The organism is Paractinoplanes brasiliensis (assembly GCF_004362215.1).
In the GTDB taxonomy this organism is placed as follows: domain Bacteria; phylum Actinomycetota; class Actinomycetes; order Mycobacteriales; family Micromonosporaceae; genus Actinoplanes; species Actinoplanes brasiliensis.
The window spans coordinates 851,972-876,701 of record NZ_SNWR01000001.1; the positions used below are offsets into that span (position 1 = coordinate 851,972).

Genomic DNA, 24,730 nt, shown 5'->3' on the forward strand with positions numbered 1-24,730 from the left:
GACGCGCTCGCCGCCACCACGTTCACTGCGAATGTGAGAAGAAACCGGCGACTCACCGTGAACATGCCACCAAAGTCGCGGGACCTGCGAAAACAGCCGCTCCGGACGCATGACCAGTAGGCATTCGACCAGTGCGTTTGCGAATAGCTTGCCACGATGTCCCGTCCCCCGCACAACCTCGTGGCCGACCGTTACCGCCTGGTCAGCAGCATCGGCGAAGGAGGCATGGGCCGGGTCTGGCACGCCCGCGACGAACTGCTCGGCCGGGACGTCGCCGTCAAGGAGATCACGCCCGAGGGCCTGACCCGCACCGAGCTGGGCGACCTGCATGAACGAACCATCCGCGAGGCCCGGGCGATCGCCCAGATCAACCACCCGGCGGTGGTGCGCATCTTTGACGTCGTGACCGACGGCGGCACGCCGTGGATCGTCATGGAGCTCATCTGGGCGCAGTCCCTGCAAGCGGTGCTCGAGCATGACGGACCCCTGACCCCGGCCGAGACGGCTCGGATCGGGCTGGCGGTGCTGAGCGGCCTGGGCGCGGCGCACCGGGCCGGCATCCTGCACCGTGACGTCAAGCCGGCCAACGTGCTGCTGACCGAGGACGGCCGGGTAGTGCTGACCGACTTCGGGCTGGCCGTCCTGGCCGGTGACTCGTCCATGACCCGCACCGGGGTCGTGCTGGGCTCGCCGTCATACCTGGCGCCCGAACGCGGCCTGGACGAACCGGCGGGCGCCCAGGCCGACCTGTGGTCGCTCGGCGCCACGCTCTACGCCGCCGTCGAGGGCCGGCCGCCGTACCAGAAGTCACATCCGATGGCGACCCTGACCGCCCTGATGACGGAGCCGCCGCCGGTGTCGGAACGGGCCGGTGCCCTCGGGCCGGTGCTGACCGCCCTGCTGGTCAAGGACCCGGCGGAGCGCGCCGACGCCGACGAGACGGAACGCCTGCTGCGCGAGGCACTCGCGGGCGGCTCACCGACGCTGGCGACACCGTCTCCGGAGCCGCCTTCGCCGGCGCCGGCACAGGAGCCGCCCACGGCCGACGCCCCGAAGCGCCGGGCGCGCTGGCTGATCCCGGCCGTGGTCGCGCTGGCGCTGGCGGGCGGCGTGGCCGTGGCCCGGCCGTTCACGCCGGTCACCTCGACCGGGGCCCCGGCGGCGTCGGTCTCGTCCGTGCCGGCCGGGCCGGTCGGGCCGTCGGCGTCCGGCCGTCCGGTGCCGGGCGCGCCGTCCAGCGGCCCGGACGGCCCGTCCGCCTCGCGCCCGGGCCGTCCCCCGTCCGATCCGGTGCCGGCCCCGGTCGTCGTCGCTCCGCCGGCCTCGAGCCGTCCGCCGGTCGCGCCTCGCACCACCGGCCCCACTCCACCCGCGGCCGCCCCGGCCACCACCGACGTCGCCGTCGGCAGTCCGATCTGGAACCACGGTACGAGCACGTGCCTGCACCTGCCGGGCCGCGGCCGCGAGGTACAGCTGTGGTCGTGCGACGGCTCGGACAATCAGAAATTCGACTTCCCGGGCGACGGGACGCTCCGAGTGCTCGGCCAGTGCGTGCAGGCCGCGTCGACCGAGACCGGCGCCCGGCTGCGGGGCGCCCGCTGCACCGGATCGGCCCAGCAGCGGTTCGTCCTCAACGCGGCCCAGGACCTCATCCTTCTCCCGGCCGACAAATGCGTAGACGTGCCCGACGGAAACAGCGCGAACGGTGTGCCGGCCCAGATCTGGACATGCGCCGGCACCGATAACCAGAAGTGGAACTGACGCCGCCGGGGGATCAGGCGGCGGAACCACGGTTCAGGCCGGCCAGCCGGCGCCGGATCTCGGGAACCTGCTCCTCGATTCCGGCGGCGGCTCGGACCTCCTCGGTCGCCGCGCCGGCCCATTACGCGTCGTCGATGAACACCACCAGATATTCGCCGCCGCCGTGGGCTACGGCGACGCACCGGGACCGCCACGCGGCCTCCTTCGTATAATTCGTGCGCACCACAACGGCGTCCGGATTCCTCCGCTCGCCGAACGAGGGAAGGCGGGGTCGCCCGGTCAGGTCAGCCGTTCAGTCCGGTCAGGAAGCGGCGCACGATCGGCACAGCGGTCTCGGCACCGGCGCCACCGTTCTCCACGAGGACGGCGAAGGCGATGTCACCTTGCCAGCCAACGAACCAGGCATGGGTCTCGGTCGAGGAGTTGTCGAACTCGGCGCTGCCGGTCTTGCCGAAGACCGGACCGCCCTCGACGTTGTTCAGCCCGCGGCCCGTGCCTGATGTGACCACCTCGCGCATCAGCCGCTTCAGGGCGCTGACGGCATCCTTGTCGAGGGCGGCGCCGTCAGCGGCGGGCTCGGCCGGAGCCGGGTCGAGCACCAGCCGGGGCTGGAGGAACCGGCCGCGTGCGACCGCCGCTGTCGCGCCGGCCATGGCGATCGGGCTGACCGCGGTCTGCCCCTGCCCGAAGGCCGCCTGAGCCAGTTCGGCCGGGTCGCCGGCAGCGGACACCGTGCCGCTGAACGCCTTGACGCCCAGGTCCCACTCGCTCCCGAGCCCGACCGCGGTGGATGCGGACTGCAGGCCGGCCGCGCCCGCCAGCACGGCCGAATCGCTGATTCGGACGGCGACCAGTGAGCTCGGCCGTGACTCGGCGGCGGTCGCGCGGTCGGCCGCGACCTGGGTCGGCTGATCGATCGTGGTCCGGACCGGCGTGCCTTCGACCGGCTCGGTGCGATGCAGCTCGACCGGCTCGTCCCGGCCGTCGCGTTCGATCACCACGGCGAGCGCCGGCGTGCCGCGCAGCCTGCTGTCGTATCGCTGCTGCAGGCCACCGTGCCCGGCGTCGTCCCCGGCGGCCAGGGTTCCCGGGTCGGCCTTGAGGTCGTCGGCCGTGACCGGGTCGACGGTACCGAGCAGGGCGCGGGCGAACATCCGGCTCGGTGCCAGCTCGCGCTTCTGCGCGTTCAGCGTGACCCCACGCAGCTTCCGCAGCACCTTCTCGACCTTCGAGAAGTCAGCCTCCCGCAGGGTGACGACCTCGACCGGGCCGGTGGCGGTGCCGATCGGCCAGGCATCGAGGAAATCGTCCAGCGCGCCCCCGGCGCCGCCGGAGCCGCAGGCGGCCACGCCGGATCCGAGCATCACCGCGGTGAGCAGGGCCGCCGACGCCCGCCGGCTTCTCATCGTGGCCGAAGCCAGTTACCTGGATGTGGAGCGGAAGTTGAACCCCGCTCAGACGGCCTCGGTACCCTTGGCCCGCCGCAACGCCGGGTTCCACTGCTCAGGAAAGGTCCAGCCGAATCGTACGGCGCCCAGCCGGACGACCGTGGTGACGGCGAGACAGACGAGGCCGGCCATCGGGATCGGTGTGCCCACGGTGACCAGCACGATGAGGGCGGCTGCCCCGGCCCCGGCAGCCACGGCGTACAACGTGCCGACCCGCAGGAAAGAGATCGGCCGGCTCAGGATGAGGTCGCGCAGCATGCCGCCGCCGATCGCACCGATGACGCCGACGACCAGCGCCCCGGCCGCGCCGACGCCGAGCGACAGCGCCTTCGAGGCGGCGATCGCCCCGAACAGTCCCATCACCACCGCGTCCAGCACCGTGATCAGCCAGTCGACGCGAGCGAGCAACGGTTGCAGCACCATACCCAGCACGGCCGCGCCGCCGGCCACCACGAGGTACCAGTTCTGCCAGATCACAACGGGCGGCTGGTTGAGCACGATGTCGCGCAGCAGGCTGCCGCCGAGCGAAACGGCGAGCCCGATGACGATGACGCCGAGCAGATCGATGCGACGGTGTCTCTCCCCCGCGGCGAACAGCGCACCTTGCAGGCCGCCGAGCCCGGCGGCGAGCAACTCGATCCACAGCGCAACTTGGAACGGCATGACCGACATGCGTACACCCCTTCGCCCTCGCCCTCCACCACTGGCAATGTGCAATATATTGCCGACGTCATACCTGTTCAACATGGCGTCACGCACACATCTAGGTCAAGGCACAGAAGTTCGGAAAGTTCATTCGCGCGGCGTCTGGGTTAACAACGTCACCCTCACTTCGATTCGCGAGGCGTGGCTGGCGCGGACTGGTCAGCAAGCGCGCGACGGGCCGACCACTCCATTGATCGTCACGCCTGGCTGCTGCCACGTCGGTACGATTGCTTCGAGCATGGGGAACGGGAAGGGCAGCGGCACCCGCGTCAGCTCGTCGAGCCGAGCGAGGTCAGCCGCCGGGATCTCGACCCGCAACGAGCCGAGGTTCGCGTCCAGCTGCTCGACCGTCCGGACGCCGATGATCGTCGTCGTCACCTCGGCCCGTCCGGTCACCCAGGCCAGGGCGACCGAGGCCACCGTGGTGTTCAGCCGGTCGGCGATCTCGGCGAGCTCGTCGAGGAGCACGTACGTGGACTCGGGCAGCGAGTCGGCGTTGCCCATCTTGGCCCGGCCGGAGTCGGTCGGCCGGCCGACCGATCGGGTGTACTTACCGGTCAGCACGCCCCCATGGAGCGGGCTCCACGGGGTGACGCCGAGACCGAGGCCCCGGACGGCCGCGAACAGCTCACCCTCGACCGTCCGTTCGAGCAGGGAGTACTCCACCTGGATACCGGCGAGAGCACTCCAGCCGCGCAGTTCGGCGATGGTCGCCAGGCGGGCGACCGCCCAGGCCGGGGTATCCGAGAGCCCGATGTAGCGGATGTGTCCGGCCCGCACCAGGTCTTCAAGCGTGCCTAGAGTCTCTTCGAGCGGGGTATGCGGATCTTGGTTGTGCAGCCAGTACAGGTCGATGTAATCGGTGCCGAGCCGGCGGAGCGAGGCCTCCAGTTGATGCCGGATCGCCTTGCGGCCCGCCCCTCCGCCGTTCGGGTCACCCGGGAACATGCTTCCGGCGAACTTCGTCGCCAGCACGACCCGGTCGCGCCGCCCGGGCCGCTTGGCCAGGTAGCCGCCGATGACCTCCTCCGAGTTTCCACCGGTGTAGCCGTTGGCGGTATCCAGGATGTTGCCGCCGGCCTCCAGGTAGCGGTCGATGATCGCCTCGGCGGAAGCCTCGTCGGCCCCCCAGCCGGCGTCACCGAAGTTCATGGTGCCCAGGGTGAGAGGGCTGACGCGCAACCCGGTGCGCCCGAAGGTCCGATAATCAGTCAGTTCCACAGAGGTGCCCTTCTCGGTCAGGCCAGGTCGTGAATGAACGCCAGCAGGAGGCCGGTCACGGCCTTCGGCTGCTCCAGATGAGCCCAGTGCCCAGCGCCCGGGACGATGACGGTGCCCTGGAACCCGGGGTGGCTCTGCTCCAGGCCCGTGGCGAACTGGGGGTCGTCGAGCACCGAGCGGACCACGTCGCGCTCGCCCAGGACGAGCTGCGAAGGCATCGAGAGCCGGACGTCGTCGAAGGCCGCGGTCAGCTCCCACGAGCGGTCCATGTTGCGATAGAACGCGAGGGAGCCGGTGAAGCCGTATTTCTCGTACGACTCCACCAGCGTCTCGAAGTAGTCCTCGGGCATCCAGGCCGGCCGCTGCCCGGGGTCGGGCCAGATATCGAGCATGCCCTGCCCCGGTTCGAGCACCAGACGCCGGTCGATGTCGCCGACCTCGTACTCGTGGCTCAGTGCGTGGAAGATGCCGCGCAGGGACGCCCGCGGATCCCGGCCGAATTCCTCGTCGGCCGGTCCCACGTCCTGCAGATAGTCGAGATAGAACCGCCGGCCGTCGGTGAACATGCCCCGGGTGCCCTCGGCCAGGCCGACCGGCCCCCGGGGGATCTGTGGGGGCGCACTGATCGCCACGACCCCCCGGACCAGGTCGGGACGCATCATGGCCAGCCCCCAGGCGGTGAGGGCCCCCCATTCGCGCCCGATGACGGCGACCGGGCCGGCGCCGAGGTGCTTCAGCAGCGCGACGAGATCGCCGACGACGTGCAGGACCGTGTAGGCGTCGGCCGCCGGCGGGTGCTCGCTGTTCCCGAAGCCGCGCAGGTCGGGTGCGATCACCCGGTACCCACCGGCGGCGAGCGCCTCGATCTGATGGCGCCATGTGCGGGCGCTCTCCGGGAAGCCGTGCAGCAGGACGACGGGTGGCCCGGAGCCCTCGTCGAGGTAGGCCACCCGGATGCCGTTCACGGTGGTTTCGTGCCACCCGTGGTCGTGGGTCACGGCGATCAGGCCCAGTCGTTGTCGCCGGGCAGCAGGATCATCCGGTGCGCCTCGAGGGCTGACCCCATCGCCTCGTACCGTTCCTGGGTCCACTCCGGCGGCGGGTTGCCGGACGGGTCGGGGTCGTCGCCGTACTTACTGAAGAACGACTCGGCCCCGCCTGGCGTGAAGAACACCATCAGCGTCCCCGTCTCGGCACTGTTGTTCTTGAACGCGTGCCGTGTCCCACGGGGGATGTAGACGAAGTCGCCCGGGCTGGCGTCGAAAGTCGTGGAGCCGTTGATGAACGAGAATTCACCGGCCGCGACGTAGAAGGCCTCGTCCTCGCCCCCATGGGCGTGCGGGATGTTGCCGAAACCGGCCACCACGTCCATCTCCAGCATGCCGAGCGCACCGCCGGTCTGGTCAGCCGTGACCTTGACCCTGGCGATCTCCCGTCCACCGTTGACGTGCTTGGGCGCTCCGTCGTTCTTGCGGGCCACGAAACCCCTGGCCGCCGTCCAGATCGGGTCGTCCTTGGGAGGTACCGGAACCTGCACGTTCATACCACTCACCACCTTGCTGGTCGTTGTTCTGAATTACGGTCGGGCCGCGGCGGCCCGGCGCCGCCCCCGGCGGCCTCGACCGACGACGTGTTGATGATCGAGCCGCCGCCGCCCCCGGCCATCACGGGAATGGCGTACTTGCTGCCGAGAAAGACGCTGACCAGGTTGACCTCGAGCGTCCGCATCAGATGGTCGCGGCTGACCCCGACGACGTCGGTGTCCTGGTTGATCCAGTCGGCGCCGATCATGCCGGCGTTGTTCCACAACACGTCGAGCCGGCCGTAGGTCGCCGTCGCGGTCCGGACGACCGCCGCCATGTCGCTTTCGACGCTGACATCGCCCACGTACGGCGTGACGTCGAAACCGTCCCCGGCGAGTTCCTTGGCCCGGTCGGTCACGGCCGGTGACAGATCCATCATCACCACCCGAGCGCCCTCCGCGGCCATGGCCCGCACTCCCTCGAGGCCGAGGCTGCCGGCCGCGCCGGTCACCACCGCCACTTTCTCCCTCAGCCGGTCCATGACCACCCCTGACAGGTAGTTGAAATTTCAGCGCTGAGAGGACGATATCATTGACGCTGAAGTTTCAACTACCACTGTGAGGATGGCCATTATGGACAGTCGCTGGCTGAACGATGACGAACAGCGGACGTGGCGCAGCTTCCTGATGGCCACCCGGTTGCTGTTCGATCAGCTGGAGCGGGACCTGAAGGAGGAATCAGACCTTTCCTTCGCCTACTACGAGATCCTGACCCGGCTCTCGGAGGCACCCGGGCGCTCGATGCGCATGGCCACCCTGGCCGCCGCCTGCGTCTTCGACCGCAGCCGGCTGAGCCACGCCGTCGACCGGCTGGTGCGGGCGGGCTGGCTGCGGCGGGTGCCGGTCGGCCAGGACGGGCGGGGGCAGCTGGCCGAGCTCACCGACGAAGGCATGACGGTGGTCCGGCGGGCCGCCCCCCACCACGTCGAACGGGTCCGGGCCCTGATCTTCGACCGCCTCACCCCCGATCAGCAGCGGGTGCTGGCCGAGATCAGTGCGGTGGTCGCCACCGGCATCGCCCCTGCGGCTCAGCTGAGCCGGATGGGCTGGCCGGACGCGGAGCTCAGCCGGCCGGCTGCACCCGAGCGGCCAGTGCCGGGTCGAACAGCGAGGTGATCGGGTCCAGCATGTTCGCCACCCGCAGGAAGGCGGCGCCAACGGCCGGGTCAGTCGCGGCGGCGACCCGCAGCAGGTCGAGGTACTGGCCGGCCGCCTCGCCCTCGGGGCTGCGCACGCCCTCGACACCCGGGAAACGCAGGTCACTGCCGGTGGCCAGAGCCCATGGCTCGGCCAGCAACTGGGCCGCTCCGGTGAAGTAGCGCCGCTCCAGCTGGTCGAAGCCTTGGCGCAGCAGCGACTCGAGCAGCTCGGCCTCGAGGACGGCCACCGTGATGCCCTGGCCGTAGAGCGGGTTGAAGTTGCCCATCGCGTCCCCGACGACCAGGTAGCGCTCGAGGCGGCGGTCCAGCTTCTCGAAGTGCTTGAGCGAGCTGGCCGGGTTCCGCATCTTGGCGGCATCGTCGATCGGCACGGCCGTACGCAGGAACTCTGCGATCTCCGGGGCGGCCAGGGTCGAGGCGAACGCCAGCATGCCCTCGGCGTCGGTCGGCGGCTCATCACCCAGCATGCCGGCCAGGAACACGGCGATCTGGCCGTCCTCCTGACGGACGGCGGCGCCGCTGCGGGGGTTCTCCGGGTACGCACCCGAGACCACGGCCTGCCGCCCACCCGGCTGGTCCGGCTCCTGCTTGAAGTGACGGGTCACGTAGACCACGTTCGTCCGGACCACCGTCTCCTCCGGAGCGGGGTAGCCCAGCTCGGTCAGCCAGGTGACGGCGCGTGAGCCCCGGCCGGCCGCGTCCACCACCAGGTCGGCGTCGAGGTCCCGCTCGGACGGGTTCCCCGGTACGGGCCGTACCCGGACGCCGTTGACGCGGCCGTCCACGGCGAGCAGCCCCACCACCTCGGTCGAGTCGGTGATGACCACGTTGCCCAGCGAAACCGTGCGGCGGCGGATCAGACTCTCGATCAACGGGCGGGTAGCCAGGTAGTTCGGGGTGCCGGCCGACGCCGTGGCCAGCTTCCGGCCGTCGAGGTAGTAGTGGTAGTCGGCCAGCGCGTCGGCCCGGGGTGCCCCGGCTGCGGTCAGCTCGTCCAGGAAGCCGGGAAACAACGCCTCCAGACCGGCGGCCCCGCGGGCGGTCAGCCCGTGCACGTGCCGGCCCTGCGGAACGCCGCGCCGAGTGGCCGGACCGGCCGGAAGCTTGTCACGGTCGAGGACCGTCACCCGCTCGAACGAGGCGCTCAAGGCTCGGGCCGCGAGCAGTCCCGCCACGCTGCCGCCGATGACCACCGCGTGCCGGCCGGACCGGGTATCCGATGCGTTCGCCATGTGACTCTGCCCTCCAGTAGTTGTCCTCTCTCCGTTCGACGTTGCGGCCGCGCCGCAGTTCATCGAGGTTCGGTCTCCTCGGGTGGCGACCGAACCATCGACGGCCGGCGAACTTTTGCGGTATGCACCACGTCAGCTCTGAGGCAAGCCCGGATGGAGCGTTACGCCGAGCTTCGCGTCACGACTACTGCCGCTAGAGGACCGGCAGGTCGAAGAACTCCCAGGGGCCCACGCTCTCGCGGTCGGCGATCAGTGGTCGGGCCCCGCCGTCCTCGGCGCTGACGAAGCGGCCGGTGGCCACAGACTGCAGCGTCACGCTGCCGTCGCCGTGGGTCTGGATCCGGAATCGCTGTTCGGAGCCGACCGTGGTGGCCGAGGCGATGAGCGGCTGGGTCGCCGTGGCGGTGACGTACTTGTCGTTGGCGTGGGCCCGCAGCGCGTACGTACCGTCGGTTTGGGGGATCCGGTCGAACGTCTCCCAGAGGCCGATCGCTTCCCGGTTGGCGATCAGCGGCTGGTCGCCGCCGGCCTCGGCCGAGACGTAGCGCTGGTTGTGCCGCGACTTGAGGCCGACGACCAGGGTGGGCTCGACGACCGGGCCGGTGGGCGGGCCGAAGACGGTCAGGTCGATCACGTCGGCCATGGCTTGCAGGCCGGCGCTGTTGGGGTGCAGGTGGTCGCCGATGTCGAGGATGGGCCGGAACCGGCGCTGGTCGGCCGGGTCCTCGGTGGCGGTGGCGAAGTCGGCCACGGCGTCGCAGCCGCTGCCGGAGCCGCGGACGTACGCGTTGTACTCGGCCCGGGCGCTTTCGGCGGTCTCGGTCCACCGCTCGTGGCCGAAGAACGGCGTCAGGGTCGCGCACATGACTTTCACGCCCCGGGCGTGCGCGGCGCCGATCTGGCCGGCGAGGGCGTCGATCAGCCGGTCCACCGGCGGGCGGTCGCCGAGCAAGTCGTTGATCGGGGTGTCGGCGATGACGACCCAGGCCACCCCCGGCTGATCGAGCACGTCGCGCTCGAACCGGCGCACAGCGCTCTGACCACCGCCGTCGTTCAGGCTGGCATTGCCGCTGACACCCTGGTTGAGGACACCGACGACCCGGCCGGTGCCGGCCAGCCGCACCGCGAGGTCGTTGGGCCAGCGCCGGTTGGCGTCGAGCGGCGAGACAAACCCGTCGGTGATCGACGCGCCGAGGGCCACCACAGCCCCGGCCGACGCGTCGTTCGTGACGTCCAAGTTGGCCAGCAGGGTGTAGCTGGTGTTCGTCGTGAAATCGGTCAGCGTGGCGTCGCCGGCGACGTTGCCGTCGGCGACGTAGTTCGTCTGGAACGAGTCCAGGTGCTGGGTCGGGTCGGTGATCCGGCCCGGGATGTGGAAGCTGACCGCGACGTCGGCCAGCGGCTCGACCGCGAAGGTGGCCTCGTCGCTGACGACCTTGCCACCGGCCGGGATCGTGACCGTGCGCTGCCCCCCGAAGGTGATGCTCCGGTCGGAGGCCGGGTCGACCTGCGGCCCGGCGACCCGGTCCGCGAGGTGGACGTCAGCGATCGTCACCGCGGTGTCGCCGAAAGCGTTGGAGAGCTGGATCCGCGCCGCCGACCCGCCGATACTGGTCCGCACGATCTGGCGCAGGGTCTGGTCCTCGAACGACTTACCCTGGCCCTTGGTGTTCCACGGCGAGGCTGCCCATGTACCCGTCCACGGTTCCTCGGCTGCTCCCGCGGGCGTAGCTGACGGAACCATACCGATTGCGGCCAGCGTGACGATCACCGCGGCCGACCAGAGTCCTCTTCGCACTCCCGTGCCTCTCCCTCACATGACCTGCATTCGTTCAGCAGACGTGGAAACGGCGGAAAAGGTCATCAGCGTTGAACGATCCGAGTGGCTCTGCGTCGGCATGTTTGTCGTACGAACGATCAGGGGAGACAAACGATGGCGACCGTACCCGCCGCCGAAGTTCCGGCCCGGACCCTTCGGCTGTCACAGGACGGTCCGGTGCTGACCGTTCTGGTCGATGCACCGCCGCACCACTACATGACGGCGGCGATGCAGCTGGACCTGCTGAATGTGGTGCGCGCGGTAGAGACCGACGACACCGTGCGGTCGGTCGTGGTGACCGGTGCCACCGCGGGCCGCTACATCACCCATTACGACATCGGCGACCTGCACGCCGCTGCGGAGGCCGCGCCCCTGCTGCCGGCCCCGGTCGCCCGCTTGCTGGTGCGCGGCGCCCGGGCGCTGACATCGATCGGCGGCGACCGGATGCTGAGCCGGTCCAGGCTCGCCGGTGTGCTGGCCATCACTCGGTTCCACGAGCTGGTGACCCGGCTGCTTCGCTCGCGGGCTGTGTGGATCGCGGCGATCGACGGGCCCTGCGGGGGCGGCGGCCTCGAACTGTCTGTTTTCTTCGACGTCCGCCTGGCTTCGGAGTCTGCGACCTTCATCCTCCCCGAGCTGTCCATCGGGCTGACCACCACCGTCGGCGCGCAACGGCTGGCCCACCTGATGGGCCCGGCCCGGGCCCTGGAGATGATGCTGGAGGCGCGTCAGTACTCCGCGCCCGAGGCCCGGGGACGCGGACTCATCAGTGATGTCGTCCCGGCCGACCGGCTGCCGGCGGAGGCTCACGCGAGGGCCGCCCGGTACGCCCGCCGGTCCGGCCGCGCCCTGGCTGCCCAGAAACGCATCATCAACAACGCGTACGACGTCGGGCTGCGCCAGGGCCTGACGGCTGAGGGGGTGGCCCAGATGACCGGCGTGCCGACGCCGGGCACCCGGGCTCTGCTGACCAGGTGGCTGGAGATGCAGGCGCCCGACGGCGAATCGGTGTTCCTGACGCACCCCGAGCCGTGGGCCGACGGCACCGCGCTCGAACCGCACGTCACCGGACCGGGCCGGTGACAGTCAGCGTCCTCCGCCGACCGGCGCCGAGGCGAGATCGAGCCGGCCGAGACGCTCCTTCAACTCGGTCACCTCGGGTAGGCGCAGGTGAGCCGTCAGATCGAGAGCCTCCTGCCACGCCTGCCGTGCCCCGGCCGCATCCCCCATGGCCAGAGCGGTATCACCCAGATGGAGCAGACAGGAGACGGTGTTCATCCGCCATTCGGAGCGGCGGAAGATATCGGCGGCCTCGTCCCAGGTTCGGCGGGCGGCGGGAAGGTCACCTTTGGCCTGCAGGCACTTCGCCAGTATCTCGCGACAGAAACCCTGGCCGTGGATGCTGTCCAGGGCGTCGGCGATCGGCAACGCGTTGTTGATCAGATCCATGCTGACGTCGTAGTGGCCAAGGGACGTGTGCGCGTCGGCCAGGCATCCCAGGGCGAGGACCTGGCCCAGCAGTTCACCCTGGGCCTCCATCAGCTGCACCGCCCGCTCGAAGTGGCCGATCGCCTCCTGGTGCTTGCCCTGCAGGTCGGTCACCTGTCCAAGGTTACGGTAGACCAGCGCCTGGCCCTCACAATGTCCGATCGCGGTGAACAGCTGCAAAGAACGATCGAGCAGCTCAAGGGCGGATTCGTGGTTGCCGAGCAGCATCTCGGCCCCGGACAGGCTGCGGGCCATGAAGGCGCACCCCAGGTCGTCCCCGGCCGCGGTGGCCGCCTGCAGACAGGCTCGCGACGTGGCGGCCCAGTCGTGACACCAGCCCTCACGTTGATTGAAGAAGTGCAGGTTGACCGTCAATCGCCAGGCCGTGGCCGCATCGCCCGCCTCGATCAGACGCTGAACCATCGCCTTGAGCACCTGTCGCTCCGCGTTGAGCCAGCTCCCGGCCTCGATGCCGTCGCCCAGCCGGGCGGTGACCACGTCGGCCGCCGGCTCCGGGGGGTCCAGCATGATGGAGGGACCGAGGAGCCGGTCGGCCTCGTAGGCGCTCTGCCAGTAGTGCGCCGTGAGCCGCGCGAACGCCTCGGCCCGGCTGGCTTCGTCGTCGTGGCGATGGACCAGTTCCTGGGCGTAGGCCCGGATCAGATCGTGCATGGAGAACCGGCCCACCTTACGTTCGGCCAGCAGACCGGCCCGCACCAGTTCGCCGACGAGCAGCCGGGCCTCGCTCAGCGTGACCCCGGCCAGGCTGGCCATGGCCGGCACCGCCGTGTCCGGCCCGGGATGCAGGGAAAGCAGCCGGAACATACGGGCGGCCTGCGCTCCGAGCGTTCGGTACGACCACGAGAAGATCGCCCGGATGTCGTTGTCGATGTCATCCGTCGAGAATCCGTCGAGGCTCCCCTGGGCATCACGCAGTTCCCGGGCGATGTCGTTCAACTTGTGGTTCGGGTGGATCAGAGCGCGGGACGCGACCACCGCCAGGGCCAGCGGGAGCCGGCCGCAGCGCTCGATCACCTCGTCCACCGCCGCGGGTTCGGCCGACGTCCGGACCGCCCCGATACGCGAGGCGAGAAAACCGCGAGCGTCCTCGACGGAGAGCACGTCGAGGGTCATCAGGTGCGCCCCGTGGGCCGTGGCCAGTCCGGTGAGCCGCTTACGACTGGTCACCAGGGCCAGGCAGCCGGGCGAGCCCGGCAACAGCGGACGCACCTGTTCGACACTGTGCGCGTTGTCGAGCACGACGAGGATCCGGCGGCCGGACAGCACACTACGGTAGAGCCCGGACCGGGCATGGTGGCTGACGGGGATGTCGGCGTCGGGCACGCCGAGCGCGTTGAGAAAGCCCTGCAGAGCCTCCGCCGGGTGCAGCACGGACTGCTCGGGATCGAAGCCTTGCAGGTCGACGTAGAGCTGGCCGTCGGGATAGGCGTCGGTCAGCTGGTGGGCCAGGTGGATGGCCAGGCTGGTCTTGCCGATGCCGGGAATGCCGTCGATGGCCAGGACCGGCATCGAGGCCTGGGTCAGGATGTGCCCGTTGACCAGGCCGAGCGTACGACTCTGAGCCTCGTCGCGCCCGGTGAAGTGGGCGAGGTCGGCCGGCAGCTGGGCCGGCAGCACCGTGGTGAGACGCGGAGCCGGGCTCGGGGATGGCGGGGCCGGGGTTCCGGTGCCGCCGGGCGCCACCGGCGTGCCGACCTCCTGCCGGATTACCTGCTGGTACGCCTCCCGGAGCTCCTCCCCGGGATCGACCCCCAACTCGTCGGCGAGCCGGCGCCGGACGTTCTGGTAGTGCGCGATGGCCTCGGCCTGCTGACCGTCGGCCGACACGGCCAGCACGAGCTGAGCCTGCAAAGCCTCGTCCAGCGGGCGGTGCTCGGCCATCCGGCGCAGGACGGGAAGGACCGCCCGGGTCTTGTCCAGCCGCAACGCGAGGGCGGTCGCCTCCCGGGCCAGGTCGGCGCACTCGTGATCGATCGCGCTGAAGGTCAGCTGGTCGTTGGCGGCGAGCTCGGCCGCTCCGCCGCACGGACCGCGCCACAGGGCGAGGGCCGACTCGTAGGACGCCATGGCCGCCGGCCATCGAGCATCCGACGCGTCCAAGCGGGCCTGATCGGCCAGCATCCGCCATCGCGACAGGTCGAGATGGAACGGGTCGACCTGCATCCGGTAGCCGGCCGCGTCCCCCAGCAGCCAGCGCCCGGGCGAGCGAGCGGGCAGATCGGGCTCGAACAGGCGCCGCAGCGTGCCCACATAACGGTGCACGACGTTGACCGCACTCGCCGGCGGGCGTTCACCCCACAGCACCTCGACGATGGTGCTGATCCCGACCGGTTGACCGGCATTGGCCAGCAACAGGGCCAGGATCAACCGTTGCTGCCGGGCGCCGAGGTCGACCTCGACACCCGCCCGGAGGACCTGCACCGGTCCGAGCACGGCGAAACAGAACGACAGCTTGTCACCGATGGCCGGAGACACGTGACCAATCCCCCCACGTGCGCTAGGAATCGTGTCAGTCATGCGCGCCCTGGTGAGCGCTCCTTCGCCGGCATACGGAGGCCACTTCGCGGCTGCCCATCCGCAGCTAGCACTTAATCACCTAAAGTAACCAATTTAGCGGTTCCATTGATAGCACGATCGGTCGTCCTAGCACGACTGTACAGGGACGAAGCCAGCGGCACACAAGTGCACAACGCCCCTTACCGCATCAAAGGGCAACAGTCACGACCGGCAGTTTGATCGTGACTGCTGGCGATTCTCGGTGACAAGAACACAGATAGTAAGCAATCACCAGCGGCTCAGCGGTCAGGCGTACAGCATCGTCCACTGCTCGACCACCCGGAAACCGAGCGACTCGTACAACCGGAACGCCTCCTCCGACGGCTGCAGGTAGGCGGTCCGCGCCCCGCAGGCAGCCCCGTCGGCCACGACCCGCTCGGTCAAGGCCCGGCCGTACCCACGGCGACGATGCGACGACACCGTGGTGATGTTGAAAACACCCACGTGATCTCCGGTGTGGATGCCCAGCCCGATCGCGACCGGGACACCGTCCGCCTCGGCGAGGTAGCAGGTCGCCCACGGCGCCTCGAAGATGGCCTTGGGCATGACCATCGCGCTGATGGACTCGGCGAAGCCGAAGCCGGCCGAGAGAATCTCGAGATAGGCCGTCCGGTCGGCCCGGCCCGCCGGGCGGATCACGACGTCCGTCCCCCCGGAGGGCGCCGGACGGAAGTCCCCCAGGGGCCGGATCATCATCGGCTGGCTGACCGATGCGGTCAGTCCGTACTGTGCCGCCACTGCCCGGACCCCGGCCGTCGCTTCGCCGCGGACCCCGATCGACCACGGCACGCCCCGACCGGCCACCGAGGCGGCGAGGCGTCGGATCTCGGGCTCGTCCTGGACCCGCTCCAGGGTCAGCACACCGTTGAAGGTAGGCAGGGGCACGTTGCTGACCAGTAGATACGAGCCGTGGGCGCCCTTCTCGACCTGGCTCATAGGGTTGAGCGAGGTCAGCAGGGTGCCGGACCGGATATAAGCCTCCGCCGCGGCGTCGGCCTCGAGTTCCACTGAAAGGGCCATACGGCTGCCTCCGGATCTCTGAACATCTGGCGTCAGCCCTGACGACGCTCGGCGCCGGCCGAAGTTCATCGATCGGCCACCCGCCGTGTCAGCCGTGCAGAAGAGTCCAGGTCTCGGCGACTACGAAGCCCAGCGACTCGTACAACCGGAGCGCCGGAGGCGTCGGCTGGAGGAAGGCGGCTTGCGCCCCCCGGGCGGCGCCGTCGGCGACGACCCGCTCGGTCATCGCCTGGCCCAGACCTCGGCGCCGGTGCGACGGCACGGTGGCGATGTTGTAGACCCCGATGTGGTGGCCGACGAAAATGCCCAACCCGGTGGCAACCGGGCGGCCGTCCAACTCGGCCAGATAGCACGTCGCCCAGGGAACCTCGAACAGGGCCGGGGCCAGAATCGACGCGCCGAAGGCCTCGGGCACGCCGAAGCTGGCCGAGAACGTCCGGAGGTACGTGGGGCGATCGGCCGGGCCCGCCGCGCGGATCGCCTCGGCCGGCCACCCCGCACCGGACCGGGGCGGGCCGACCGGCGCCCGGATCATGAAGGGTTGAACAAGCGACTGGCTCCGGCCGTACTCCGTCGCGACCGACCGGATCATTTCTGAGAGGCTGCCGGCAACCGGTGGCGGGACCGGTCAGGCCCAGTCGTTCTCGCCGGGGAGCGGGATCACCTTGTGCGGATCCTGTTCGGCCACGATCGACGCGATCTTCTCGGGCGTCCACGGCGGCGGCATCGCGCCTGACGGGTCAGGGTCGTCGCCGTAGTCGAGGAAGAATTGCTCGGGTCCGGCCGGGGTGTAGAACACCAGCAGCGTCGCCGTTTCGTCAGTCAGATTCTTGAAAGCGTGCCGGGTGCCTCGCGGAATGTAGATGAAATCACCCGGGCCGGCGTCGAAATTTCCCGCGCCGTTGATGAAACGGAATTCGCCGGAAGCGATGTAGAAGGCTTCGTCCTCATCGCCGTGCGCGTGGGCGATGTTGCCGAAACCGGGGGCCACATACATTTCCAGCAAGGACATCCGGCCGCCGGTGCGATCACCCGTGACCTTGACCCGACCTTGCTCCATGCCGCCATTGAGCACCTTGTAGGTGCCCTCGTCCTTACCCACCCGGAAGCCGCGGGCGGCCGTCCAGATGGGATCGTCGGGCGACGGAACGGGTACTTGAACGTCCATGCCAATTACCGCCTTCATCGTCGAAAGGTTCGGTCAGAAAATACGCCGCCCCGGATCCGGGATCAACGTGATCAGAGAAACGCAATTGCCGTTCCGAGAAATGAATTCAGGCCCCCCGGACACGTATCCCGACACCCTTTCGGCACGGTCAGCCAACCGCTGACAGGCCGCCGGACATCGAGGCTGGAGCGCCGACGGTCAGATCAGCCAGGGCCAGCGTCCGCGAGGCCGCGGTCCGGGTCAAGGCGTGCGAGAACAGGTGAGCGGCGCGCACCGTGGGCTCGGGCAGGTTCCCGGCCAGCTCGGCGATGGCCGCGCGGACCTCGTCGGGGACGATGTGGCCACGGCGTAGCAGATGCCGGACGGCGATCTCGCCGAGCTCGTCCGCGGAATAGGGCGGCACGGTCCACTGCTGGCCGAAGGCCTCGTCGATCCCGGGGATCTCGCGGCGCAACGATGCCAGGATCGCGGACTCGGCCACGAGGACCACGACAGGGGCGGCCGGGTCGGCGCGGAGCCGGTCGACGAGCTCGGCGACGACCTCGAGGCCCGGGTCGCCGGGGTTCACGTCCACGATCAGCAGGCCACCAGCGGCGTCCGTGAGCGCCGTTGCCACCAGATCCTGGACCTGGCCGGCCCAGTGCGGAGCCAGGTCTCCCCCGGTCGCGGCCCGCACCTGGTGGCCGATCGGCACAAGGCCGACCTCGGCCAGGACCATGCCGTAGAGCCGGGCGAACTCGGACCGGCCGCTGCCCCGGGGCCCGGCGATGACGGCGTTCGCCGTACGGCCGTAGACCCGGCGGCGGGCGTGCAGACCGGCCACCTCGAGAACTGTGCCACCCATGGCCTCCCGCACCGGGTCGGCGCCGACCAGCCCGGCCACGCGTTGCCAGGACCGGGAGGCGGCGACGGCCGCCCGCGGATCGGCGGTGATGTCCGGGGCGGCCGTCTGATCCGCCGGCGCGTCAACCAGCGCCGCCAGCTCCGGCTCGACGTCGGCCGCGGTGAGCCGGTTCATCAGCGTCTCGGTCGAGGCCGGCGAGGCCGCCAGGCGGGAGGCCTGGTTGTTGATCATTGCTTCGAACAGCTTGCGGGCCACGCGGCCGTTGCCGAACGTCGCGTTCTTCGGGATGCGGGTGAAGTACGTGGTCAGCGCGTCCACCGCGTCGTCGGTCAGCTCGTAGTAGTGCTTGGTGCACAGGTTCGAGGTGATCGTGACCAGCTCGTCGACCGAGTAGTTGGGGAACTCCACCGTGCGGGTGAAGCGGGAGGCCAGACCGGGGTTGGAGTCGAGGAACTGCTCCATCAGCTCGGAGTAGCCGGCCACGATGACCACGAGCTCGTCGCGGTGGTCCTCCATCATCTTCATCAGCGCATCGATGGCTTCCTGTCCGAAGTCCGGCCCGGAGCCGCCGGACCCGGCCGACAGGGTGTACGCCTCGTCGATGAACAGCACGCCGCCCAGCGCCTTGGTCACCAGTTCGGTGGTCTTGATCGCGGTCGAGCCGATGTACTGCCCGACCAGGTCGGCCCGCGCCGCCTCGACCATGTGCCCCTTGCTCAGGATCCCCAGCTCGGCCAGCACCGAGCCGTAGAGCCGGGCCACCGTGGTCTTACCCGTGCCGGGCGGCCCCGCGAAGACCAGGTGCCGGCTCATCGGCGGCATCGGCAGGCCCCGCTGCTGCCGCACCTGCGCCATTTTCATCAGGTTGATGAGCGCGGTGACCTCCTGCTTGACGCCGCGCAGACCGATGAGGCTGTTGAGCTCGCGCAACGGGGCGCTCAGCTCCTCGACCGACGGCTCCTCGGGCGTCTCCGCCGGGGCCGCAGCGGGCTCGACCGGCCGGTCCACGGCGGTCGACTCGACAGTCAACTGAGCGTTGTCCGCGCGGCGGACGTCTTCGCGGCCACTGCCCCGCACGACACAGCGAACCAACGTCACCGGCTGAGCCGTCTCGACCGCGCAACCGTTGCCAGCGCTGTCGAGGATCTCGCAGTCGGTGAAGGCGCCCCGGCCGCCCTCGGCCACCCGGATGCCGTCCGCACCGGACCGCCGGATCCGCAGCCGGCTCGCGGTGGCCGCTCCGCCGTCGAGGACCAGCAGACCGTCGTCGGCGGCGTCGACGATCTCGGCGTCCGACACCTCCAGCACGGCGTCCTGGATCCGCAGCCCGCCGCCGCTCAGCGCGATGGAGCGCAGGTCGAGCAGGGCTCCCGTGCTCGCGGTGACGGCGATCGGGCCGGCGCTGGTCACGCGGAGCTCCCGCAGCACCGCTCGGGCCGCCCCGGTGACGGTCAGGATCGGCTCCTCGCCCCCCTCCAGGTGGACTCCGGCGCCGTCGACCACCGCTCCGTCCCGTACGACGATGCCCGCCCGGCCGGCCTGCCGGGCTCGTACGTCGCGCAGTGAGACAGTGCTCTCGCCCGCGATGACGGCAATCTGATCCCCGGCGTCGCGCAGGGTCACCCCGGTCAGGTGCGGGGCGGCCCCGTCCACGTTGAGCCCGAGCGGGGCGTCGCCGATCGTGCAGTCGGTCAGCTCCGGCCGGGCCCCGCCGCCCACGTGGACGCCGGTGTGGCCGGCGCCGGTGAAGGTGCACCCGGTCAAGCGGGGCCGGGCGCCGTCGGTGATGTGCACGGACTGCACCGCGGCGCCGGTGAAGGTCGAGTCGGCGATCTCGACGTCGGCCTCACCGCGGCAGAACAGATCCACGTTCCCGCTGCCGGAGACGCTCAGGCGCCGAAGCCGGGCCACCGCCTGCTGCTCCAGAACGACCGCCGGCTTGGCCGCGTCGCGGATCTCGCAGTCCTCCATGACCAATCGGGCCTCGCCGTTGGCGCACACGCCGTTGGCCCGGGTGCCGCGCACCGCGACCCTCCGCAGGGTCAGCGAACCCTTCTCGCTCACCACGACGCCGGAGGTGCCGACGTCGTGCACCAGGGTGTCCTCGGCCGTGCTGGCGGTGGCCGAGAGCACCACGATCCCGGCCCCGGACGGCGCGGTCACCTCGCAGCCGCGCAGCGCCAGCGATCCGTTGAGCCGGGCCAGCAGGGCCGTCCAGGCGGCGCCGGTGACCCGGCAGTCGTCCAGCGCCACCTCGCCCGCATAGACGTCGAGCGCAGCCAGCTTCGGGTCCTCGCTGACCAGCGTGATGCCCTGCAGCTGGACGCCCTCGCCCCGCACTACCAGGACGCTGCCCTCCCGGCAGCGGACCTCGACCGGGCCGCCCGGTGCCGCGCTGATGGTCACCCGCTTGTCGAGTTCGAGACGTTCGGCGTACTGCCCGGGATGCACCACGATCGTCGCGCCGGACTCCGCGCGAGCCACGGCCGCGCCGATCGTCGGGTAGGCGCCCGGCTCCTGCCTGCTCACGGTCAGAACCTGCCGGTTCATCGACGTTCTCCTTCCTGGTCGAGCCCGGGCAGCGCACGGAACCGGCGCTGTTCGGCCGGGGCCGCGCGCTTGGCCGGCGACTGCGACCAGCGCTCCAGACTGCGGTGCATGCCGGTCACGGCGAGCTCGTCCAGCGAGGCGAAATGCCGGTCGACCCGTCCCTCTTCGTCGATCTCGTTGGCGCCGATCTCGCGCAGCAGGATGCCGCCGCGCTGGTCCTCACGCGGCCGCCAGGTCTCGAGCACCTTGAAGCTGGTCCCCGGCAGGAAGAGCACCCGGTCCTCGATGCCCTCGGTCCCGTCGGGTTCGAGCAGTGCCGTCCGGCGCGCGGTCATCGACCAGATGAGCAGGTCGGTGTCGCCGTCCTGCCCCTCGTGGGGCTGGGTCAGCGTGTTGACCAGCGACCAGTCGGTGAGCAGCTTGCGCTCGCCGTACAACGCCCACTCCCGCTCGTCCGGGGTGACCCGGAAAATCGTGCTGCCGCGGAAAGACGGCAGGCGGGACAGGCCGGCCACCACGCACCGTGCGAACGGGACGTGTGGTCCGCCCGCGCCGGTGCGCAGGGCCGAGTCGACCCGCTCGCCGCGGCGGGTGAGATAGAGCCGTACGGCGACCGAGTCGGCCAGCAGGTTGGCGGCGGGGGTGCCGCCGGACTGCAGGCCGGGCTGCTCCGACATGATGCGCGAGACCGAGGACGCCATCCGGTCGAAGTCCTCGCTCAAGGTCCGGCGCAGCCAGTCCCGCTCCTGGTCCAGAGACCGCTTCGGCAGTACGGCGGTGGCCGCGGCCGCGGGCACCGGCTGCACCGAAACGACCTTGGCGGCGGGCGCCGGCGGCGGCTCCGCGGGGGCGTCCGGCGTTGGCGCCGGCTCGCTCCCGGCCGGGGCCGGCACGTCGATGTCGACCGGCACGACCATGCCGACCGGCATCACGACGGCCGGCGAAGCCGTCGTCACGTCCGGTAGCACCACGGGCTCGACCGACGGCGGCACGACATGCGGCGCCACGACGGGCTCCACCGACGGCGGCTCGACAGGCGGCACGGACGGCGACGCGACAGACGGCGCAACAGGTTCCACGGGTGGCAGCGCGACGGGCGGCACGGACGGTGGCGCGACGGACGGTGGCGCGACGGGCTCCATGGACCGCAGCACGGCTGGTGGCGCCGTGGGCGCACCGGCCGCGGCTGAGACCGGCCGGTGCGCCCGGGCCGCCGGCGCCGGTGCCGGGGCTGCCGGTGCCGGTGCCGGTGCCGGCTCGATCGTGGCGCGAGCCGAACGCGGCGCGACGACCGGCAGCGAGGCGGTGGGCCCGGTGAGGGCCTGCGTGGGGCCCGGTTCGCGGCGTTTCGGGGGCGCCTCGACCACCGACGTGACGGCCACGGCGGGCGGGGCCACCGGGGGCGACGCCACGGCCGGTAGCTTGAGATCGGCCAGGATCAGTGCGGTCGTCCGCTCGGAATCGCCGGCCGGCCCGGCGGCGTGGTCGATGGTCGCGTCGGCCCGGCCGCCGGTCCGCACCCCCAGGCTCACCATCGAGGCGGCCAGCAGGGTGCGGGGCGTCGGCCCCGGCAGCCGGTCGCCCAGGTCCAGGGCCAGCTCACGCATGCGCTCGGCGCGCTTGGCGTCCGAGTCGTCGAAGATCAGCGCGGCTCCCCGCGGGTCGAGCGCCGTCGCCCGGACCCGCTCCGCGCCGGCCGGCTCGTCGGTCGACCGCATCCAGAGGCCCGCCTCGACCACCTCGACCACCGCATCCGGCGCGTACCAGTAGACGCGCGGGCCTACCTCCTCCGTCCAGCGCAGCGGCGGCCGGTGGCTGAGCACCTCGGGCCGGCGGGCCCGGGTGTTCTCGTGGGCGCGCGGGGTGTAGCGGAGTTCGGTGGCGAACGGTGACCAGCCCAGCGTGCCGTCCGGCCGCACCGCGCGGACCTGCCACCGGCGCGGGGTGCCCGAAGGCACGCCGGTGTAGCAGGTCACCGGAGCCGCCAGCAGATCGGCCAGGGCCTGGCCCAACGTCTCGCCCTCGGGCCGCCGGACCTGACCGTACTCGACGAAGCGGGTCCGGGCCTGGAGGTCCGGATCGAGATCGCGCCAGAACCGGACGACGTCGTCGAGGGACAGCGGCGGCGTCCCGGGGCAGCCCAGCAGCACCGGCATCGTCTCGGGGTGGCAGGGCAGGTCCTCGACCAGCCGCCGGCGGTGCTCGGCCACCTGGCCCGGATAGCGCGTGTCGTGGACCCAGACCGCCCCGGGCAGAGGTTCGACCTCCCCGTTGGCGCTGGTCGGCCGGTTGTCGGTGACCGCCCGGTCCCAGGCCGGCACCGGGAACCGCTTAGCGTCCCAGCTCGGCGGCCGACCGGGCCGGAAACGAACCCAGCCGCTGTGCGCGATGGAGTGCACCAGCAGCGCCCCGCCGGCGCCGCGCACCAGGTCGCCGTCGGGCGCGATGACCGTACGGTTGAGCCGCTCCGACAGCCATTGCCCGGCCATCGCGGCCGAGGCCCGGTTGCGTCCGCAAGCCATCAGCCGGATGCCCCGGCGGTGCCGGGGCAGCGCACCCGCCATCGACTCCCAGGAGTCGATGGCCAGTCCGTCGCCGAGGTCGAGCACAACCACGTCGTTGTCCTCGTCCGCGTTCACCGACAGCGCGAGCGACTGCGCCTCGACGCTGATGGCGTCGGGAGCGTGCAACACAATCGCGTTGCCGACCGTGTGCTGGACGATCAGCGACTCGTCGTCGTCCCGGCGGCGTCGCGGCGGCCAGAGGGCGGGGGCCATGTCGTCCTATCCTTCTGCGATGACGGAAACGGCCTCGCGGCTGAGCGAGGGTCCTTTCCGCAGCGCGGCTAACAGTTCCCGCGGGAACGGGACCGGTTTCACTCCGTTGATCTTCAGGGCGGCCGCGGCCGCCGCATCCTTCACCAGGTACGCGACCCCGGCCGACGAGACGAAATAGAGCGGAACAGGTCCGGATTCCGGTGCGGGCACCCCGAATACGACCATCGCCGAGCCGACCGGGCCGTGCACGGTTCCACGGTCCGAGCCGCCGGCCGGGTCGGGGGCCGGTGGGACGTCGACGACCGCGCTGCGCACGGTGGTGGCCGAATCAGGCGCCTGGCGCAGGCACAGGGTCTGGCCCTGCAGGTCACGGACCCGAGCGTCGGCCAGGTCGGGCAGCCGGTCCAGCAGAGACCGGTCAGCTGACATCGGGGCGGCCAGCACGTCCGCGCTTTCCAGGACGACCGGCTCGGACCGGCTCCGCGCGGCGGCGAACAAGAACTCGGTACGGCTCATGACGGCCAGGCCGTCGGAGCGGAGAACGAAGTACTGCTCGGCCGGGCCGGGGCTGTGCCGGAACAGCGAGCCGATCGGATACGACCGGCCGCCGACCCGCGGGCCGGCGGCGCCGCGCCGCGGGATCTCGGCCGGAGCGAGTTCCGGGCCTGCCGGCAGGTGACTGAGCCAGCTGCCGGAGACGGGATAGGCGCCCGCCTGCGGTACGCCCAGGGCGACCAGGACGGCGTTGTCCGTCACCTGGAAACGGCGGCCCTGGGTCAGCAGATAGAACCGGTCACGCGGCCCGCGAACCACAGTGATCTCGTCCTCCGGGACTGGGCGGTGCGGAGCACGCGGGTCGAGGTCGATCCGGAAGCCCGGGGCGACCGGGGCGGTACCGCGTCCGGCGCCGGCGGTCGCCGGCGCGCAGACCAGCCACGGCCCGGCCTTGAAGGACTCCGGATCGGGGATGTCACGCGGTCCGTCGGCGATGCCGAGGGCCTCACCCCGGGGCACCCCGGCCAGCGATTTGCGCGACACCAGCTTCACCTTGGCCGAGGCGCCCTGCCACAGCAGCGCCGAGGGCAGATCGGTCGGGTGCAGCGTACCGTTGACATAGACGTAGCGGTTGCCGGACTCCTTCTCCACCAGCACCAGGCCCGGCTCGCGGAACGACTTGCTGCCGCCCGGGACGATCCAGCCGTAGACGCCGAAGCCGGCCACCACCAGTACCGCCAGCAGGATGCCGATCGTCAGCCCGGTCAGGGTCCGGCGGCCCGGCACCTCCCCTCCGGAAGGGTCGCCCAGCACGAGGGCCGAGTGCAGCCGGGTCATCATGAACTGGTGGGCGTGGACGTGATCGCGTTGAGTCTGCACGCCG

Annotated in this window: 18 protein-coding genes; 3 read left to right on the plus strand and 15 right to left on the minus strand. The window is 70.9% G+C overall.

The genetic code is table 11. From position 1 onward, the window contains the following. Nucleotides 1-156 precede the first annotated feature (156 nt). The gene (locus C8E87_RS03475; protein ID WP_133871739.1) at nt 157-1,761 is read left to right on the plus strand and encodes a protein kinase domain-containing protein; all 1,605 of its coding nucleotides are present in this window, start codon (nt 157-159) and stop codon (nt 1,759-1,761) included. Nucleotides 1,762-2,045: 284 nt separating this feature from the next. Here the strand turns inward: C8E87_RS03475 and C8E87_RS03480 are convergent, their stop codons facing one another. From C8E87_RS03480 to C8E87_RS03505, 6 genes are all read right to left on the minus strand, one after another. Next, entirely contained in the window at nt 2,046-3,167 is a 1,122-nt protein-coding gene (locus tag C8E87_RS03480) for a penicillin-binding transpeptidase domain-containing protein (RefSeq protein WP_133871740.1), read from the minus strand. A gap of 48 nt (nt 3,168-3,215) precedes the next feature. Then, complete coding sequence (locus tag C8E87_RS03485) at nt 3,216-3,872, minus strand: trimeric intracellular cation channel family protein (protein ID WP_203720938.1); 657 nt, start codon at nt 3,870-3,872, stop codon at nt 3,216-3,218. 201 nt (nt 3,873-4,073) lie between these two features. Next, complete coding sequence (locus tag C8E87_RS03490; RefSeq protein WP_133871742.1) at nt 4,074-5,135, minus strand: aldo/keto reductase; 1,062 nt, start codon at nt 5,133-5,135, stop codon at nt 4,074-4,076. Between the two features lie 17 nt (nt 5,136-5,152). Continuing rightward, a complete protein-coding gene (locus C8E87_RS03495) occupies nt 5,153-6,133 on the minus strand; it encodes an alpha/beta fold hydrolase (protein ID WP_166661056.1) in 981 nt (326 codons plus the stop codon). Nucleotides 6,134-6,138: 5 nt separating this feature from the next. Further along, on the minus strand, nt 6,139-6,678 hold the full coding sequence (locus C8E87_RS03500; RefSeq protein ID WP_239080614.1) for a cupin domain-containing protein: 540 nt from the start codon (nt 6,676-6,678) through the stop codon (nt 6,139-6,141). 5 nt (nt 6,679-6,683) lie between these two features. Then, the gene (locus C8E87_RS03505) at nt 6,684-7,199 is read right to left on the minus strand and encodes an SDR family NAD(P)-dependent oxidoreductase (protein WP_133871744.1); all 516 of its coding nucleotides are present in this window, start codon (nt 7,197-7,199) and stop codon (nt 6,684-6,686) included. A 91-nt stretch (nt 7,200-7,290) separates the two neighbouring features. On the opposite strand from C8E87_RS03505, the gene C8E87_RS03510 reads away from it, so the two are divergent. Next, nucleotides 7,291-7,833, plus strand: a complete 543-nt coding sequence (locus C8E87_RS03510) for a MarR family winged helix-turn-helix transcriptional regulator (protein ID WP_133871745.1) — start codon at nt 7,291-7,293, stop codon at nt 7,831-7,833. On the opposite strand, the gene C8E87_RS03515 is transcribed toward C8E87_RS03510, so the two are convergent. Both C8E87_RS03515 and C8E87_RS03520 read right to left on the minus strand, forming a co-directional pair. Next, the gene (locus C8E87_RS03515; protein WP_133871746.1) at nt 7,781-9,109 is read right to left on the minus strand and encodes an FAD-dependent oxidoreductase; all 1,329 of its coding nucleotides are present in this window, start codon (nt 9,107-9,109) and stop codon (nt 7,781-7,783) included. The genes C8E87_RS03510 and C8E87_RS03515 overlap by 53 nt on opposite strands. A gap of 193 nt (nt 9,110-9,302) precedes the next feature. After that, nucleotides 9,303-10,907: a GDSL-type esterase/lipase family protein gene (locus C8E87_RS03520; RefSeq protein ID WP_133871747.1), complete on the minus strand. Its 1,605-nt coding sequence runs from the start codon at nt 10,905-10,907 to the stop codon at nt 9,303-9,305. A gap of 135 nt (nt 10,908-11,042) precedes the next feature. On the opposite strand from C8E87_RS03520, the gene C8E87_RS03525 reads away from it, so the two are divergent. Continuing rightward, nucleotides 11,043-12,011: an enoyl-CoA hydratase/isomerase family protein gene (locus C8E87_RS03525; RefSeq protein WP_133871748.1), complete on the plus strand. Its 969-nt coding sequence runs from the start codon at nt 11,043-11,045 to the stop codon at nt 12,009-12,011. Nucleotides 12,012-12,014: 3 nt separating this feature from the next. Here the strand turns inward: C8E87_RS03525 and C8E87_RS03530 are convergent, their stop codons facing one another. The 7 genes from C8E87_RS03530 to eccB form a co-directional block, all read right to left on the minus strand. After that, entirely contained in the window at nt 12,015-14,912 is a 2,898-nt protein-coding gene (locus tag C8E87_RS03530; RefSeq protein ID WP_166661057.1) for an AfsR/SARP family transcriptional regulator, read from the minus strand. 327 nt (nt 14,913-15,239) lie between these two features. Beyond that, entirely contained in the window at nt 15,240-16,013 is a 774-nt protein-coding gene (locus C8E87_RS03535) for a GNAT family N-acetyltransferase (RefSeq protein WP_166661058.1), read from the minus strand. 88 nt (nt 16,014-16,101) lie between these two features. After that, on the minus strand, nt 16,102-16,605 hold the full coding sequence (locus C8E87_RS03540; protein WP_133871751.1) for a GNAT family N-acetyltransferase: 504 nt from the start codon (nt 16,603-16,605) through the stop codon (nt 16,102-16,104). Nucleotides 16,606-16,641: 36 nt separating this feature from the next. Beyond that, on the minus strand, nt 16,642-17,199 hold the full coding sequence (locus C8E87_RS03545; RefSeq protein ID WP_239080613.1) for a cupin domain-containing protein: 558 nt from the start codon (nt 17,197-17,199) through the stop codon (nt 16,642-16,644). 130 nt (nt 17,200-17,329) lie between these two features. Continuing rightward, a complete protein-coding gene (locus C8E87_RS03550; RefSeq protein WP_133871752.1) occupies nt 17,330-20,575 on the minus strand; it encodes a right-handed parallel beta-helix repeat-containing protein in 3,246 nt (1,081 codons plus the stop codon). Further along, nucleotides 20,572-23,352 carry a hypothetical protein gene (locus C8E87_RS03555; protein WP_133871753.1) on the minus strand — a complete coding sequence of 927 codons (2,781 nt, stop codon included), beginning with the start codon at nt 23,350-23,352 and terminating at the stop codon, nt 20,572-20,574. The genes C8E87_RS03550 and C8E87_RS03555 overlap by 4 nt, the downstream gene beginning before the upstream one ends. A gap of 6 nt (nt 23,353-23,358) precedes the next feature. Beyond that, complete coding sequence (gene eccB, locus C8E87_RS03560; RefSeq protein ID WP_133871754.1) at nt 23,359-24,726, minus strand: type VII secretion protein EccB; 1,368 nt, start codon at nt 24,724-24,726, stop codon at nt 23,359-23,361. Nucleotides 24,727-24,730: the final 4 nt, after the last annotated feature.

What these genes read in the sequence shown, in the direction of transcription:
- C8E87_RS03475 (WP_133871739.1), top strand. Translation starts at nt 157, where the DNA reads ATGTCCCGTCCCCCGCACAACCTCGTGGCCGACCGTTACCGCCTGGTC.
- C8E87_RS03480 (WP_133871740.1), bottom strand. Translation starts at nt 3,167, where the DNA reads ATGAGAAGCCGGCGGGCGTCGGCGGCCCTGCTCACCGCGGTGATGCTC.
- C8E87_RS03485 (WP_203720938.1), bottom strand. Translation starts at nt 3,872, where the DNA reads ATGCCGTTCCAAGTTGCGCTGTGGATCGAGTTGCTCGCCGCCGGGCTC.
- C8E87_RS03500 (WP_239080614.1), bottom strand. Translation starts at nt 6,678, where the DNA reads ATGAACGTGCAGGTTCCGGTACCTCCCAAGGACGACCCGATCTGGACG.
- C8E87_RS03505 (WP_133871744.1), bottom strand. Translation starts at nt 7,199, where the DNA reads ATGGACCGGCTGAGGGAGAAAGTGGCGGTGGTGACCGGCGCGGCCGGC.
- C8E87_RS03510 (WP_133871745.1), top strand. Translation starts at nt 7,291, where the DNA reads ATGGACAGTCGCTGGCTGAACGATGACGAACAGCGGACGTGGCGCAGC.
- C8E87_RS03515 (WP_133871746.1), bottom strand. Translation starts at nt 9,109, where the DNA reads ATGGCGAACGCATCGGATACCCGGTCCGGCCGGCACGCGGTGGTCATC.
- C8E87_RS03525 (WP_133871748.1), top strand. Translation starts at nt 11,043, where the DNA reads ATGGCGACCGTACCCGCCGCCGAAGTTCCGGCCCGGACCCTTCGGCTG.
- C8E87_RS03535 (WP_166661058.1), bottom strand. Translation starts at nt 16,013, where the DNA reads ATGGCCCTTTCAGTGGAACTCGAGGCCGACGCCGCGGCGGAGGCTTAT.
- C8E87_RS03540 (WP_133871751.1), bottom strand. Translation starts at nt 16,605, where the DNA reads ATGATCCGGTCGGTCGCGACGGAGTACGGCCGGAGCCAGTCGCTTGTT.
- C8E87_RS03545 (WP_239080613.1), bottom strand. Translation starts at nt 17,199, where the DNA reads ATGAAGGCGGTAATTGGCATGGACGTTCAAGTACCCGTTCCGTCGCCC.
- C8E87_RS03550 (WP_133871752.1), bottom strand. Translation starts at nt 20,575, where the DNA reads ATGAACCGGCAGGTTCTGACCGTGAGCAGGCAGGAGCCGGGCGCCTAC.
- C8E87_RS03555 (WP_133871753.1), bottom strand. Translation starts at nt 23,352, where the DNA reads ATGGCCCCCGCCCTCTGGCCGCCGCGACGCCGCCGGGACGACGACGAG.